General features: G+C 37.7%; 13 protein-coding genes. 11 read left to right on the top strand and 2 right to left on the bottom strand.

Annotated elements, in window-relative coordinates; genetic code table 11:
- The first annotated feature begins 22 nt into the window (after positions 1–22).
- Genes EUI_RS0109245 through EUI_RS0109255 form a run of 3 tightly spaced genes read left to right on the top strand, consistent with a single transcriptional unit; the run spans position 23 to position 3882 of the window.
- Positions 23–1105: a carbamoyl phosphate synthase small subunit gene (locus EUI_RS0109245; RefSeq protein ID WP_174249684.1), complete on the top strand. Its 1083-nt coding sequence runs from the start codon at positions 23–25 to the stop codon at positions 1103–1105.
- The gene (locus EUI_RS0109250; protein ID WP_010687894.1) at positions 1083–3596 is read left to right on the top strand and encodes a carbamoyl phosphate synthase preATP-grasp domain-containing protein; all 2514 of its coding nucleotides are present in this window, start codon (positions 1083–1085) and stop codon (positions 3594–3596) included. Before EUI_RS0109245 ends, EUI_RS0109250 begins: the two co-directional genes overlap by 23 nt.
- The gene (locus EUI_RS0109255; RefSeq protein WP_010687895.1) at positions 3589–3882 is read left to right on the top strand and encodes a DUF7671 family protein; all 294 of its coding nucleotides are present in this window, start codon (positions 3589–3591) and stop codon (positions 3880–3882) included. The genes EUI_RS0109250 and EUI_RS0109255 overlap by 8 nt, the downstream gene beginning before the upstream one ends.
- An 84-nt stretch (positions 3883–3966) precedes the next feature.
- Here the strand turns inward: EUI_RS0109255 and EUI_RS0109260 are convergent, their stop codons facing one another.
- Positions 3967–5202: an MFS transporter gene (locus EUI_RS0109260; RefSeq protein WP_010687896.1), complete on the bottom strand. Its 1236-nt coding sequence runs from the start codon at positions 5200–5202 to the stop codon at positions 3967–3969.
- A 236-nt stretch (positions 5203–5438) separates the two neighbouring features.
- On the opposite strand from EUI_RS0109260, the gene EUI_RS0109265 reads away from it, so the two are divergent.
- Together EUI_RS0109265 and dtd are read left to right on the top strand one after the other, a co-directional pair.
- Positions 5439–7676 (top strand): RelA/SpoT family protein, encoded by a 2238-nt coding sequence (locus EUI_RS0109265; RefSeq protein WP_010687897.1) that lies wholly within the window; start codon positions 5439–5441, stop codon positions 7674–7676.
- A 96-nt stretch (positions 7677–7772) separates the two neighbouring features.
- The gene (gene dtd, locus EUI_RS0109270) at positions 7773–8219 is read left to right on the top strand and encodes a D-aminoacyl-tRNA deacylase (RefSeq protein ID WP_010687898.1); all 447 of its coding nucleotides are present in this window, start codon (positions 7773–7775) and stop codon (positions 8217–8219) included.
- Positions 8220–8251: 32 nt separating this feature from the next.
- On the opposite strand, the gene plsY is transcribed toward dtd, so the two are convergent.
- Complete coding sequence (gene plsY / locus EUI_RS0109275) at positions 8252–8869, bottom strand: glycerol-3-phosphate 1-O-acyltransferase PlsY (protein WP_010687899.1); 618 nt, start codon at positions 8867–8869, stop codon at positions 8252–8254.
- Between the two features lie 202 nt (positions 8870–9071).
- Between plsY and parE the strand changes: the two genes are divergently transcribed.
- From parE to EUI_RS0109305, 6 genes are all read left to right on the top strand, one after another.
- Positions 9072–11144: a DNA topoisomerase IV subunit B gene (gene parE / locus EUI_RS0109280; protein ID WP_010687900.1), complete on the top strand. Its 2073-nt coding sequence runs from the start codon at positions 9072–9074 to the stop codon at positions 11142–11144.
- 149 nt (positions 11145–11293) lie between these two features.
- Positions 11294–13732, top strand: coding sequence for a DNA topoisomerase IV subunit A (gene parC / locus EUI_RS0109285; RefSeq protein WP_010687901.1), 2439 nt, complete (start codon positions 11294–11296; stop codon positions 13730–13732).
- 48 nt (positions 13733–13780) lie between these two features.
- On the top strand, positions 13781–14686 hold the full coding sequence (locus EUI_RS0109290; protein WP_010687902.1) for a manganese-dependent inorganic pyrophosphatase: 906 nt from the start codon (positions 13781–13783) through the stop codon (positions 14684–14686).
- A 170-nt stretch (positions 14687–14856) separates the two neighbouring features.
- Entirely contained in the window at positions 14857–15006 is a 150-nt protein-coding gene (gene rpmG, locus EUI_RS0109295; protein ID WP_002815032.1) for a 50S ribosomal protein L33, read from the top strand.
- Between the two features lies 1 nt (position 15007).
- Entirely contained in the window at positions 15008–15277 is a 270-nt protein-coding gene (gene rpsN, locus EUI_RS0109300) for a 30S ribosomal protein S14 (protein ID WP_010384563.1), read from the top strand.
- A 345-nt stretch (positions 15278–15622) separates the two neighbouring features.
- Positions 15623–16099: a ribosome maturation factor RimP gene (locus EUI_RS0109305; protein ID WP_010687903.1), complete on the top strand. Its 477-nt coding sequence runs from the start codon at positions 15623–15625 to the stop codon at positions 16097–16099.
- Positions 16100–16136 lie beyond the last annotated feature (37 nt).

Here is a 16136-nt window from a genome sequence, read left to right on the forward strand (position 1 = left end):
AATTTACAAGTGTAAAAATATGATGCAACGTCACTTAATTCTTGAAGATGGGACGATATTTCCGGGACTTGGCTTTGGGGCACCGGCAACCACTTTTGGAGAAATTATTTTTCATACTGCCATGACTGGCTATCAAGAAATCATTACTGACCCAATATATGACGGTCAAATGATTGTTTTTGCGACGCCTGTTGTTGGTGCATCGGGCATTCATGCAGAAGCTTATGAGTCAGTTAAACCAACTATTAGCGGCATGATTGTTCATGATTTGGCTGAAGTATCTGTTAATCGCCAGCGTCGTATGAATTTAGATCGTTTTTTAAAGCAACATAATATTCCTGGACTATATCAAGTTGATACACGTCAACTTATTAGACATTTACGTGAGACTGGTCCACAAAAAGCGAGTATCGTTGATTTTGCGGATGAACATGCTATCGATCAATTAGTTGCAACTGTTTTGACGAATAAACAGGTTCAAAGTACTGCAACGCCAAAACCATATGCTAATCCAGGTCGGGGACGGCATATTGTTGTTATTGACTTTGGACTAAAACATGGTATTTTACGTATGTTGGGTGATTATGATGCTAATGTGTCAGTCTTACCCTATACGACCAGTGTGGCAGAAGTTCTGACATTGGATCCTGATGGTATTATTTTGTCTACTGGTCCAGGGGATCCTAGAACATTACCAGATAGTGTTTTAACGTTAATTCGTGTTTTACAATCGAAAGTGCCTATGTTAGGAATTGGTCTAGGACATGAATTATTTGCATTAGCAAATGATGCAGAACTGATGCCCTTACCTTCAGAACATCATGGTATGAACCATCCAATCCAAGAAATTATTACACGTCAAATTTTTTATGCAATGCAGGGTCAAGGCTATGCGGTGGATGCATCATCAATTAACCGTAAAAAACTATTTGTGACTTACCGTGATCTTGTAGATGGCGCAGTTCAAGGATTACGACATCGTGAATTTCCAGCCTTTAGTGTACAATTTTTCCCTGATGCTGCGCCAGGTCCGCTTGAAGCAACAACTGTATTTGCAGATTTCTTTGAAACGGTAGAAGATTATGTCGAACATTACAATCAATAATAAAATCAAAAAAATATTATTTATCGGTGCTGGTGCAAATGATTTTGGTCGCGAAGCAGAGCATGACGCGGCAATATATCAAGTGATGCCGGAATTACGAGGGCATGGCATTGAAGTTTTTGTAGTGGATGAAAATCCTTACGCATTGTCGCTAGAAAGTTTGGCAGCGACAACTTTTTGGGAACCATTAACGATTGAAAACTTAAAAAAAATAGTTAAAGAAAATAACATCGATACGGTTGCACCTTTGTTTGGAGGTGAAGCATCGCTACGTTTGTGGGCAGAGGTGGTACAAAGTTGGGAACATGGTGATGGATCTGTACCAAATACACTTGGACTGAGTATTGAGATGTTACTCAAAGTGAATAATATTCCGGCTTTGACTGCGTATATGGCTAAAAATGGGTTACCTGTCATCAATAATTATGTGCTGAAAGCACAAGATGAAGCTAACGAACTGTTACGTGAATTACAGTTACCATTGATGATACGGGCTTTACATCCAAACCAAACTAATACACGCCATATTGTGGAACGGTTAGATGACTTTGAGGAGGCTGTTAATCTTGCAAAATTGCAATCTGTTACACAAGAGGTCATCATCTCTAAAGCGATTAATGGGTTAAAAGAAGTTAGTATAGAGGTACTGCGCGATTTTCGTGGCAATAAAATGCAGATTGGTGCAAGCGAGGATATGGATCCTATTGGCATTCATACAGCAGATTCACTTAGCGTGTCGCCCATTTTAACAATTCAAGATCAGTTGATTAGCAAAATGCGTGATTATGCATTTAGAGTAGCTGATATATTACAACTGCAGGGTGTTATGCATGTGCAATTTGCGGTTGATGATGATACAAATAAAATTTATATTATCAAAGTATCACCTTATATAGATCAAATGGCAACACGCATGTCATTAGCCACAGGTTATCCGACGATGCTTGTGACTATCAACTTAGCCCTGGGTGTCGCATTAGAAGATATTGTTTTACCACATAATTTTGGTAAAAATACCGCTATAATGGAACCGATGATGGATCATGTGGTTGTAAAGTTGCCTGTGTTTCCATTTGGAGAATTAGCTCAAGCGGGTGTGCATGTTAATCGACAGCTCAATAGTGTGCAAAAATCTATTGGGACAACTCTTGGATTTGGCCGAACATTTATTGAGGCCTTAGAAAAAGCGATTCGATCAGCTCATTTCAATAATGCTAGTTTTTCACCAACAAATATGGCATATATTAATGATGATGAATTGATTCAGCAGCTCATTCATCCACAGGATAACCGTGTGTTGCTGTTAATTGAAGCCATTAAACGTGGTTATGAAATTGATGAATTAGCAGAATTAACAGCCATTGATGAATTCTATTTTTATCAACTGAAACATTTGCATACATTGGAGGAAGAGATCGAGGCGGATATAGATAGCATTAAATCCTTACGACGTGGTAAAAAATATGGTTTATCCGACGGGCTACTCGCACGTTTTTGGCATACAGACTTTAACATTATTCGAACCTTAGCAAAAGAAAACCATATTGACGTCACTTACAAGGCAGTTGAGCCTTCTGCTGGTGAATTTCCTGAAAACGCACGCCAATATTATGCGACCTATGAATCGGAAAATGAATCGGTACAAATTAACGCAGACTCAGTGTTAGTTATTGGTTCTGGTGCTTTTAGAATGGGGGACGCAGCGTCAGGTGGATATGCTACGACAATTACGATGTCTGAGTTACGTCGATTACAATACCCGACAATTATTATGAACAACAATCCAAGTGATGCGACGTTACTACCACATTTGGCTGATAAGCAGTACCTTGAACCGCTTGAAATATCGGATGTCATGCGGGTAGTAGAGTTGGAAAAACCGCAAGCTATTGTGATTCCAGGCAATCGTCGTAAACTAATTAAGGCTTTACGAGATCTAGGTCAACAGGTTATTATTTTGCCAAAGGAGAAACATACACCCAGTGGCCCAAATGAAAATCAATCAGAATTTGCATTAAATTTATTTTATGACGGACAAAATATTTATCCGATTAATCTCACGCAGCATATGGCAGGTGAAGTGCGTATTATTCCCCAAATTGCGAATTTGCCACATGAAATATCTCAAAAAGAAATAGACAGTCCTGGTGTTTATCAAATTATTTGGTATCAAAATACGGTTACATGGATTGACACTATTGATGCAGCAGATATTGTTCATGATTCTTGGTTGCGACCCATGCCATTTGGTCAGATTGCTTATATGACAAAAGTCATGGACGTACAATGGATAAGATTAACAATACGGGCAGCATTGCATGAACTAACTGATCAAGATGTTACAACATTGGAAACGATTAACCAGCAACCTATTGTTCAACCATTAAGCATGGTAGCTGCCGATGTGAATTATCGTTTGCATCTCCAACCCAGCGAAGTTATTGATGGTACAAGATTTGAAATAGGTGTCGGTGTGAATTATTATGAGTGATAGTAAAAAATACGACACCTATTTGTTTACTGGTGTATTGGTAGAGCAGGACGCCTCGGGTAGGTATCAACCCAAAACTGGCGTTAAATCAAATGTTTGGCGAACTGGTAAACATACTAAAGGAAAATTCAAACAAATTGGGCAGGTTTTTTTAACGGAAAAAGGACAAGCTATAACTGTCCTCAATACTGAAAAATTACCTTTTAACAAACGACATAATTATTCCTCTTTACAACGTTGGACCAGAGAACAAGTTAGTCTTGAATTATTAAAAGAGTGGTTATAAAAGTTAAACAGTAAAAAACGTGCATACAGAAAATATCAGTGTTATTTTCTGTATGCACGTTTTTATGTTATCTCTGAATACACTTTAGGTTGACTGATGTTCTAAATGACGTGTTGATACGTTAAATGATATTGCGTTGATGATGATAATAATAGTACAGAAAATAAATATACCACGATAATCAAATAGGCTTGCAATTAATGCACCAAACATAGGTCCCATGACCGATCCTAGCGATTGAAAACTTTGATTATAACTAAATATGCGACTTGTCATTTCAGTAGGCGAGTTTTTTGCTAACAAAGTTTGAATTGCGGGTAACATTGTGGCATCACTAATACCAACTAAAAAACGAAAAAACATCAGCATACTAATACTTGTGACAAATGCTGTTGGTAGAAAGGCAATAACAGCTATCATAAAACCAATTTTAATCATACGATCGGTACCTAAATGGTCACCGATACGGCCAAAAGGTGGAGCCGCTATAACGGTTGCAATACCGGGCATGGCAGCAACCATACCAGCAATAAAAGTAGTATTTGAGGCATTATGCATTAATTCACGAACAAACAAACTAATAATCGGATTGATGGCTGTATTCACAGTTTGAACTAACATGGTTGTCACAAACAGACCAATAATCAATTGCTTATTTGGTATATGTGCCCAGAGATATTTGGTCGAAGCATTGGCAATGCGGGGCGTTGATATATGAGGTGTTTCTTTGACTAAAAATAATGTCAGTAAGAATACTAGAAACAAAATAATACCAGTGATATGAAAAGACGTACGGTAACTAAAAAAAGTAGCTAAAGTACCGCCAAACAAAGGGCCAATTAAATTGCCTGCAGTCATTCCGGTGACTAAAATACTCAGTGCTTTACCTGCATGTTTTTTAGGTGTTTGGGTAGCAACAAGTGCATTAGCATTTGATATAAATCCGCCCATGCCGCCCTGCAGTGCTCGTAAAAAGAGCAGTTGCCACACATTTGTCACATTGCCCATTAAAAATAGCACAATTGACATACCAAGTGCAGCCCGTAATAGCATTAATTTTCGACCTTTTCTGTCAGCGAGTTTGCCCCAAAAAGGTGACACAATTGCTGTCACAAGAAATGATATGGCAAATACAGCACCAGAGTAAAAACTCAATTGATTTTTGCTGAAAGTGCCTAGCGTATCAATGTACAGTGATAAAAATGGCATAACTTCACTTAGAGCAACGCCAGTCATAAACACACCGAACCAAAGAACAAAAACATTCTGTTGCCAAAGTGGTTCAGACTCATCTAATGTGGTGTTATAATCTTCAGACATTTGCATATTCCTTCTTAAAAAATGATACTACTAGTTTATGCTTATTTATGAAAATATGCACACTCTAAGACTGGCCTTGTGAAAATATTAAAATTTTATTATAATTAAATTACGCATAAAAAGCGTCATAAGGCACACTGCGGTTTTTAAAATAGCAATGTGTCTTCCGGAATATATGAAGGGAAATATGTTTACTGACGCCATACCATGGTTGTCTAAGTGACATACTTGAAAATATGGCAAAAACAAAAAAATATACAGGCGAAGAAGTACTGACCTTAGTTGGGCAATACATGTCTGACGCAGATACTGCAAAAGTTAAGGCTGCATATGAATGGGCATCAGATTTACATAAGGAACAGTCGCGTAAATCGGGCGAACCCTATATTATTCATCCCATTCAAGTCGCTGGTATTTTAGCTGAATTAAAGATGGACACGGCGACTGTCATATCTGGTTATTTACATGATGTTGTTGAAGACACGCCAGCAACACTTGCAGATGTTGAATCAAAATTTGGCGAAACAATTAGCCAAATTATTGATGGCGTCACTAAAATTAGTAAGATTCAGTACAAGAATTCACAGGAGCAACTTGCAGAAAACCATCGTAAATTACTTTTGGCGATGTCAAAGGACATTCGTGTTATTATTGTTAAGCTAGCTGACAGATTGCATAATATGCGAACTTTAGGTGCATTACGTGAGGAAAAACAATATCGTATTGCGAGTGAAACATTAGATATTTACGCGCCATTGGCCGATCGATTAGGTATTAGTACAATTAAATGGGAACTTGAGGATTTGTCTTTAAGTTATTTAAATCAGGGGAAATATCATAGTATTGCATCACGAATGAATATGAAACGTGACGAACGTATTAGATATGTACAAGAAGCAGTTTCTGAAATTGAAACAGCCATTCAAGAGCTTGAATTACAGCATATCGATGTTTACGGTCGACCAAAACATATTTATTCAATCTATCGTAAAATGACGGATAAACATAAAGCTTTTGAAGAAATCTACGATTTATCTGCGGTACGAGTCTTGACAGAAACAATTCCAGATACATATGCTGTACTTGGTGCGATTCATTCAAAGTGGATGCCTTTGCCCGGTCGATTCAAAGATTATATTGCGTTGCCAAAAGCAAATGGCTATCAAAGTTTGCATACCACGGTGATTGGCCCAGGGGGTCGACCACTAGAAGTACAAATTAGAACACATACGATGCATGAAGTGGCTGAATTTGGTGTGGCAGCACACTGGGCTTATAAGCAAAATAAAGGTGTCAATAAAGAAGTAAAAATTAATGATCATAGCCAACAAGCATTAAATGTGATCCAAGGTATTTTAGAGTTACAAGAAGATGCGAAAAATGCTGAAGATTTCATGGATGGAGTTCAAGGTGATTTATTTAGTGACCGTGTATACGCATTTACACCACGGGGAGATGTTTTTGAGTTAGCTAAAGGCGCAGGACCGCTTGATATGGCTTTTTCAATTCATACAAATGTTGGGATTAAAACAACGGGCGCAAAAATCAACGGGCGAATTGTGCCGCTTGATTATAAAATCAAAACTGGCGACATTATTGAAATTATTACAAGTACATCCGCGAAACCGAGTCGAGATTGGTTAGATTTGGTGTCAACACGTCGTGCACGTAATAAAATCAAACAATATTTCAAACAATTAGATCGTGATGACAATATTGAAGCAGGGCGAGAATTAGTATCACGAAATTTGCGTGATACAGGATTTAGTGCGATAAATATTCTATCAACAGAGAATTTAGTTAAAACAGCTGAGGTACTACATTATCATTCATACGATGATATGTTCGCAGCAATTGGTTATGGTGATGTTGCAGTTCCTGGGGTTGTGAACAAGTTGACCGAGGGCATTCGTGAGGCAAAACAAGAAGCTGAAACAGCTGAATTACAGCGCGAATTACTTGAGGAAGGACATGAAATTAAGCGTGGTGAAACAGCATTAACACAACGTCAAAAAGGCTCAGCAGATGATATTGTGATTGCTGGTGTTGATAATCTTTTAATCCGCTTGGGCCGCTGTTGCACACCTGTTCCAGGTGATCAAGTGATAGGTTATATTACAAAAGGACGTGGTATTTCTGTTCACCGCGTTGGTTGTCCGAATATTCGTGCGGCAGAAACACAGGGACAACGACTGGTTGATGTACAATGGGAAAATGAAGAGGGTTTGAAACCTAATTATGATGCTGATTTGACAGTTCACGGCGAAAATCGTAATGGTTTACTTAATGATGTTTTACGTGCTGTTAATGGGCGCACACGATTTGTGAATTCGGTTAATGGACATGTGACAAAAAATGGCATGGCGCAGGTATCATTGTCACTGGGTGTCAAAAATAGTATGCAACTCAATGGTATTATGGATGCACTAAATACACTACCTGCGGTTTATGATGTTGAGCGAACTTTTCACTAAAATTAATGAACAATTTTGATGTAAGTATTATTTGCGCTGTATGATTTGGTAAAAAGTCTTTTGGTAGATAGCATTGTAAAAAATATAGGGATAAAAATGAAAATAGTATTACAACGTGTGACACAGGCATGTGTGAGTATTGATGGTAATAAAATTGGTGAAATTAATCATGGATTCGTACTGTTTGTTGGTGTGGCAGATGAAGATAGTCAATTAGAAATTGATTATCTTGTTCGAAAAATCAGTCAATTACGTGTCTTCGAAGATGATAATGAGCGGATGAATTTAAGTATTCAAGATATAAATGGCGCCATATTGTCTATTTCACAGTTCACATTATTTGCCAACACCAAAAAAGGTAATCGACCCAGCTTTACTGATGCTGGAGCCCCAGTATTTGCATCGCTTATGTATGATCATTTTAATGAATCGTTACGTGCAAGTGGTTTATCGGTCATAACTGGTGAATTTGGTGCTAATATGCAGGTATCATTGGTTAATGATGGACCAGTTACGATATTATTTGATACAGCACATCAATAAAAAATGGTACTTGCATAAGCAAATACCATTTTTTATTGATGTCTATTTTGACGAATACTATTGTATAAACCAAATGGCACTGTACTTTCCGTACCGCTTTTAATGCGAGAAATATTCGAACGGTGTCGATAAAAAACAAATATAGTTAATATAATAGTGACAATTGTTAAGACTAAGTCATGATAAAATAATGAGGCAAAAACTGCGAAACTAAAACTAATCATAGCACTCATCGAAACCATTGATGTTAGTAGTAATACTAAAATAAATACACTGACGGCTAAAATGAAAAAATATGGGTTATAGGCTAACAGAATGCCAGCGGATGTTGCAACGGCCTTACCACCTTTAAATTTGAGCCAAATTGAAAATGTATGACCAATAATGGCAGCAACACCAACTAACATTGGATTAATGTTACTGTTGAATAATAGAGGTAATAGGCCAGCTGCAGTACCTTTTAATAAATCAAGTACCAATGTTACAATTCCGGCTGCAGTGCCAAGAACACGAAATGAATTTGTTGTACCGACATTACCAGACCCTTCATCTCGAATATCCTTATGGTAAAATAATTTACCAATCCAAAATCCGGGCATTAGAGATCCAAGTAAATAAGAGAAAACGAACATTAATATCGTTGAAAACATGATTTAAACTCCTCATATTGATGCGTTAGCATAAATTTAATTTTAGCATAAAAATAGATAGTAGAGGGGGTGACTTAATCAAATTAAAATATTTATACTTGTCAGAATGCATTTTTTCATCTATGATAATATAGATTGACGCGTGATGATGAACAATTATTGTTGTCGTGTGTGTATGAAATTAAGAAAGATATGAGTATTCATGGCAGAAAAAAACCATTATGATTCAGATTCAATAAAAATTTTAGAAGGACTTGAGGCAGTTCGTAAACGTCCAGGGATGTATATTGGCTCAACAGATGGCCGTGGTTTGCATCACCTAGTTTATGAAATTGTCGATAACGCCGTTGATGAGGCTTTAGGCGGTTATGGTCATGACATTCGGGTGACAATTCACGAAAATAATGCCATTACTGTGCAGGATTTTGGCCGTGGTATGCCTGTTGGTATGCACGAGTCTGGCAAACCAACGCCTGAAGTTATTTTGACTGTGCTGCATGCTGGTGGTAAATTTGGTCAGGGTGGTTATGCGACATCTGGGGGATTGCATGGCGTTGGTTCTTCAGTTGTTAATGCCTTATCGGAAAGCTTACAAGTGACAATTGTTCGTGATGGACACAAGTGGCAAGAAGATTTTATTAAAGGTGGACAGCCTGTAGGCACGTTACGCGATTTAGGTGTGACCAAAGAGTCTAGTGGCACAAAAGTAACCTTTAAACCAGATGCAACTATTTTTAGCTCTACGGTTTATAAATATGATACTTTGTCTGAACGATTGCGTGAATCAGCCTTTTTGATGTCAGGTGTTAAATTCAGTTTGACTGATGAACGGGTAAAGCCAAAAAGAGTTGAAGAGTATCATTATGAAAAGGGCCTAGAGGCTTTTGTTGGTTTTTTGAACGAAGAAAAAGAAACCATTGGCTCAATTATGACGTTTGAAGGACAGCAAGATGGTATTGCTGTTGAAGTAGCTGCGCAATATAATGATGGTTACTCAGAAACATTATTATCGTTTGTTAACAATGTACGTACGCAAGACGGTGGGACACATGAAGTTGGCTTCCGTACAGCATGGACTAAAGCGTTTAACGAATATGCTAGGAAAGTTAACCTATTAAAAGAAAAAGATAAAAATCTTGAAGGTACCGATGTTAGAGAAGGATTAGCAGCTGTTATTTCATTGCGTGTGCCGGAACAATTTTTGCAATTTGAGGGTCAGACTAAAGGCAAATTAGGAACACCAGAAGCACGTGGTATAGTTGATGCTGTTGTTAATGAGACTTTAGGTCGATTTTTAATGGAAAATGGTGATTTTGGTCAAAATCTCATTCGAAAGGCAATTCGAGCACGTGAGGCACGTGAAGCTGCACGTAAAGCACGTGACGAAAGTCGAACAGGCAAGACAAAAGGTCAAAAGGATCGCCTATTGTCGGGTAAATTAGCACCGGCGCAGTCAAAGAATGCTGAACATAATGAATTATTTTTGGTGGAAGGTGACTCTGCCGGTGGTTCAGCCAAGCAAGGTCGCGATCGTAAGTTCCAAGCAATTTTACCGTTACGTGGTAAAGTTTTAAACACAGAAAAAGCAAAGCTCGCTGATATCTTGAAAAATGAAGAGATTTCAACGCTGATTTACGCTATAGGTGGTGGTGTTGGAACAGATTTTAAGGTTGCTGATACTGCATTTAGCAAAGTCATTATTATGACTGATGCTGATGATGATGGGGCGCATATACAGACATTGCTTTTAACTTTCTTTTACAAGTATATGAGACCATTAATTGAAGCAGGCCGAGTTTATATTGCTTTACCACCATTGTATCGTGTTAAATATGCGTCAAAGAAGTTTGATGATAAGTTTGCATGGACAAACGACGAACTAGAAACGATAACAAATCAAAATGATGCCCGTTATGAATTAACGCGTTTTAAAGGATTGGGTGAAATGAATGCACCATTATTGTGGGAAACGACAATGGATCCTGAATCACGTACGTTGATTCGTGTTAAAATTGATGATGCTGTGCTTGCTGAAAAGCGCGTGACAACCTTGATGGGCGATAAAGTTGAACCACGTCGTGAGTGGATTGAAGCAAACGTCCACTTTACGTTAGATGAAGCGGGTTCAATATTGGATACAGTTGAAGGTTATGACAGTAATGCAAGTGATATTTTCGAAAAAGTACGTAACCATGAAAATACAGATTCAGTTGTAAGCAATGACACAAAAACAAGTGCACCCGTAATTACAACGTGGCAAAAAGGCGATAAATAATCATCTTGTTGTATGTTAAACGACTTTAACGGTGAGACATTAATCTGACTAGATATTGAAATACCGTGTACAATTGTATACGGTATTTGCGTAGTAATTTTATTTTGAAAGGAAATGTGTCTATTTAGTAATAATAGGCAATCATATATATGGCAGATCGTATAACTGAACTTTCACTCGAATCAGTGATGGGCGAGCGCTTCGGGCGTTATTCAAAATATATTATTCAAGAACGTGCATTACCGGATATTCGTGATGGTTTAAAACCCGTACAACGACGTATTTTATTTGCGATGGATCAGGATGGCAATACTTTTGATCATCCTTATCGTAAATCAGCAAAATCAGTTGGTAATGTCATGGGTAATTTTCATCCTCACGGTGACTCATCAATTTATGAAGCAATGGTTCGATTATCACAAAACTGGAAAGTACGCGAGCCATTAATTGATATGAACGGTAACAATGGTTCGGTTGATAATGACCCAGCGGCGGCCATGCGTTATACTGAGGCGCGCCTGTCAAAAATTGCTGGGGAGATGATGACAGACTTAGGTCAAGAAACTGTTGATATGGTTTTAAATTTTGATGACACGACCTACGAACCTACTGTCTTACCATCACGAGTTTTGAGTTTGTTTATTAATGGGGCCACTGGAATTTCGGCAGGCTATGCGACAGAAATTCCGCCACACAATTTAAAAGAAATAAATGGTGCTTTAACATATTTGCTTGATCATCCGGAAGCACCTTTGTCTGCGTTAATGCGTTATGTTAAAGGACCAGACTTTCCAACAGGTGGCATTATACAAGGCCTTGATGGTATTAAAAAAGCTTATAAAACTGGTCGCGGTAAAATTGTGGTTCGTGCCAAAACAGCCATTTCAGAAATTAAGGGTGGCAAAAAGAAAATTGAAATTACCGAATTACCTTATGAAGTTGTGAAATCGAATTTAGTAGCAAAAATTGATGGTATTCGATTGAATAAAGAAGTTGCTGGCATATCTGAAGTTCGTGATGAGTCTGATCGAGAAGGTATGTCCGTTGTTATTGAACTTAATAAAGATGTTAATGCTGCAGGTATATTGACTTATTTATTCAAAAAAACAGATTTGCAAATTTCTTACAATTTTAATATGGTGGCAATTCATGATCAGAGGCCCGTTCATGTGAGCCTGAAACAAGGTCTGGAAGCCTTCTTGAACTTTCGTAAAGAAGTCGTGTTGAAACGGTCATCATATGAATTAGCGAAAGCGCAGGCACGTCAACATATTGTTGAAGGTTTAATTCGTATGTTGTCGATATTAGATGAAGTTGTGGCGACGATTCGCGCCTCAAAAAATCGAAAAGATGCCACACAAAATTTGATTAATAGCTATCAGTTCACACAACCTCAGGCAGAAGCAATTGTTACATTACAATTGTATCGTTTGACGAACACAGATGTGACACAGTTAGAAGAAGAATTTGCGACACTTGCGGCTAAAATTGTGCGTTTGAATTTAATTATTAATGAATCATCAGCCTTAAACGATGTCATACGTGCCGAAATTGCAGAAATTACAACAACATATCGTTCACCACGCCGATCAGAAATTGAAGCAGAGGTTGAAAACCTTGTCATTGATTCAGCTATTACTATTGCTGAAGAGGATGTACAAGTACTAGTTTCGCGAAATGGCTACTATAAACGTGCATCATTACGGTCTTACAAAGCCTCAGATTCTGATAATGGTTTGGCTGAGGATGATTTAGCTATCTTTGAAGGTCAACTCAATACAACGCAACATTTGTTTATGTTTACTAACAAAGGTAATATTATTTATCGGCCAGTCCATGAATTACCAGATTCGAAATGGAAAGATACTGGCGAGCATTTTTCACAGCAACTGTCAAATTGGCATGTAGATGAGTTTGTGATTAAAGTTATTGCTATTGACAACCTTGAGCAAGAAGGTGCGTTTACAGTTGTGACTAATGATGGCTTTATCAAACAGACAATATTAAGTGATATGTTACCGAAAGCTTACAAGAAAAAAACGAGCATGGCAATTAAGCTTAAGACAGACAATAGTTATGTCGTTGGTATCGCTTATTTCAAACAAGTCAAGCAACAAGAGGTTTTGCTGTTATCTCACGATGGTGTGGGTCTGCGATTTAAAGTAACAGATGTACCAGAAATTGGGCCACGTACGGCTGGTGTCAAATCAATGGACCTACGGGGGACTGATACTATTATGGCAGCATTGTTTATTACAAATGACTCACAGCAAGTGGCAATTGTAGCTAATAATGGCGCGTTTAAATACATGTCAGTTTCAGAAATTAATCGTTCAAAACGTGCAAATAAAGGACTATTAATTTTCACACAAAAAAAGACGGTTGCTTATCATGTTGCTACAGCGACTATTTTTGAGGCTCATGAGACAGCGCTGGAAATTTTGACAACACGTTGGCAAGTTCAAGAGCTGCAGTTAAGCGACTATCATCCATCACAACGCATTGGTAATGGACAATATGTTGTCGATGTTAAGAAGAATGGGACACCTTGGTTGATTAAACCGTTATCGATTCATGCGACAAAATAAGCTTTTTTTGCTAAAATAGACTTATAAACTTTTAGGAGATACGAACGAATGGCTAAGACATTGGTTTTCGGGCACAAGAACCCAGACACTGACACAATCGCTTCAGCAATTGCTGCAAGTTACTTATTAAATGAACTTGGTGGTGATACCGAGGCAGTTGCGCAAGGCACACCAAATGCTGAAACGCAGTCTGCATTAGATTTTTTTTCAGTCACTGCACCAAGAATTATAACATCAGCCGATACTGAAACTGTTGTCCTAGTTGACCATAACGAGGCGACACAATCCATTGATAATTTATCAGAAGTCATTGTTGAAGGTATTTACGATCACCATAAATTTTCGTTCACAAATAGTACACCATTGTACATTAATGCCAAACCATGGGGCTCTGTTGCAACAATTTTGTATTATGAGTTTAAACAAGCAGATATCAATATCCCTTCAAAAATTGCTGGTTTGATGGCCTCAGCGATTATATCAGATACATTATTGCTAAAAAGTCCTACAACAACGTCTTATGATACACCTGCATTAGAGGATTTGGCCGCTATTGCAGGTCTCGATGATTATGAAAAATATGGCCTGTCACTGTTGAAAGCAGGAACAGATTTATCATCACGAACTGATAAAGAACTCATTGATGGGGATGCCAAGTCCTTTGAAATAGGGGGACACAAGTTCCGCATTGGTCAAGTCAATACAGTAGATATTGCTGATGTTTTGACACGTCAATCTGGTATTGAAGCAGCTATGATTGCTGAGGGCTATGAGGATTTCTTGTTTGTGATCACGGATATTTTAAATTCAAATTCAAAAGCACTCTATCTTGGTGATGCCACCACGTCTATTGAATCAGCTTTTGGAGCAAAAATCAGTAACAATGTGATTGATTTGCCGGGTGTTGTTTCACGTAAAAAACAAGTTGTACCACCATTAGAAAAACAATTTTAAAAGTTATATTAAAAAAATGCTTGGCTGTTAAGCAATGAAATAACTTTCACCGAACAGATTTTCGCTTGAATTTATAAAATAACTTTACACCACCCCCATGTTCATGTATAATAATTATTTGTATTGACAAGCAAATAATTTTAACAAACCACACACTAAGGAGTAAGAATATGCGTATTCACGTTGTTCTAGGAAATGATGAAACTGGCGAACGTATTTACTTGACGTCTAAAAACCGTCGTAATACACCAGATCGTCTTGAGTTAAAGAAGTACTCACCAAAACTTCGAAAAGTTGTAACATTTAAGGAGATTAAGTAAAATGGCAAAAAAGTCAAAGATTGCAAAAGCGCAAAAGCGTGAAGCTTTGGTTGCGAAATATGCTGACAAGCGTGCCGAATTAAAGGCAGCAGGTGATTTTATCGGTTTGGCTGCTTTGCCAAAAGATTCATCTCCTGTACGTGTACACAATCGCGACTGGATTGATGGTCGCCCTCATGCTTATATGCGTGAGTTTGGTATGTCACGTTTGAACTTCCGCCAATTGGCACACAAGGGTCAAATTCCTGGTGTTCGTAAAGCTTCTTGGTAAATTAAAGTCTCGTCATTAACGTAACTTACACCGTAAGCGTTACGTGGGCACGTTAAAAGTCAATTATTATAGCATCAGCTAAATACAGTGACTGCCTCAATGAGCAAAGCGAATGGGGTCATAAAGGTTCACAAACTAGTAAAAATCACAGTGATGTGATTTTTTTGTTGTATCATATGCAAATACATATTTGCAATTTGTTGGCTTTAGCGTTATAATTATAATTGTTAATTTACATAGATTTTGTAAATGAGCGGGTCACATCCGATGCGGCCGGCTCATTTTTTATGGGATTGGCACTTGCTTATAATAAATATTAGAAATTCATCAGGGAGGGGCAGATAAATGGTAAATAAAGTTGAACAAAAAATCATAGAATTGATTACACCAATTGTTGATAGACGAAATGAACTGTTATGGGATTTGACGTACACTAAAGAAGGTGGGCAAAAAGTTTTACGCATCTTATTAGATAAGCCAAACCATCAATTTATAACAATGGCTGATTTAACGGCTTTCACACAGGAAGTTAACGAATTTTTGGATACATCTGACCCTGACCCTATTCCAGAAGCATACTTATTAGACATTTCATCACCGGGAGCTGATCGACCGTTAAAACATCCTTGGCATTTTAAATGGGCACAAGATAGCAACGAAAATATTCTAGTGTCACTTTTTGTTGCAAAAAATGGTCAAAAAAAATGGCAGGGAAAGATCAAGTCATTAAATGATACTGGTTTAGTTTTGCTAACTGATCATGGTGAGTTAATTCTTAATTTTGATGAAATTGCAAAGGCAGTGTTAGATATCCAGTTTTAACATAAACGTGTGCAGTGATAATTTTAAGCCTGTATTT

The sequence above is a fragment of the Leuconostoc gelidum subsp. gelidum KCTC 3527 genome, from assembly GCF_000166715.1.
GTDB lineage: Bacteria > Bacillota > Bacilli > Lactobacillales > Lactobacillaceae > Leuconostoc > Leuconostoc gelidum.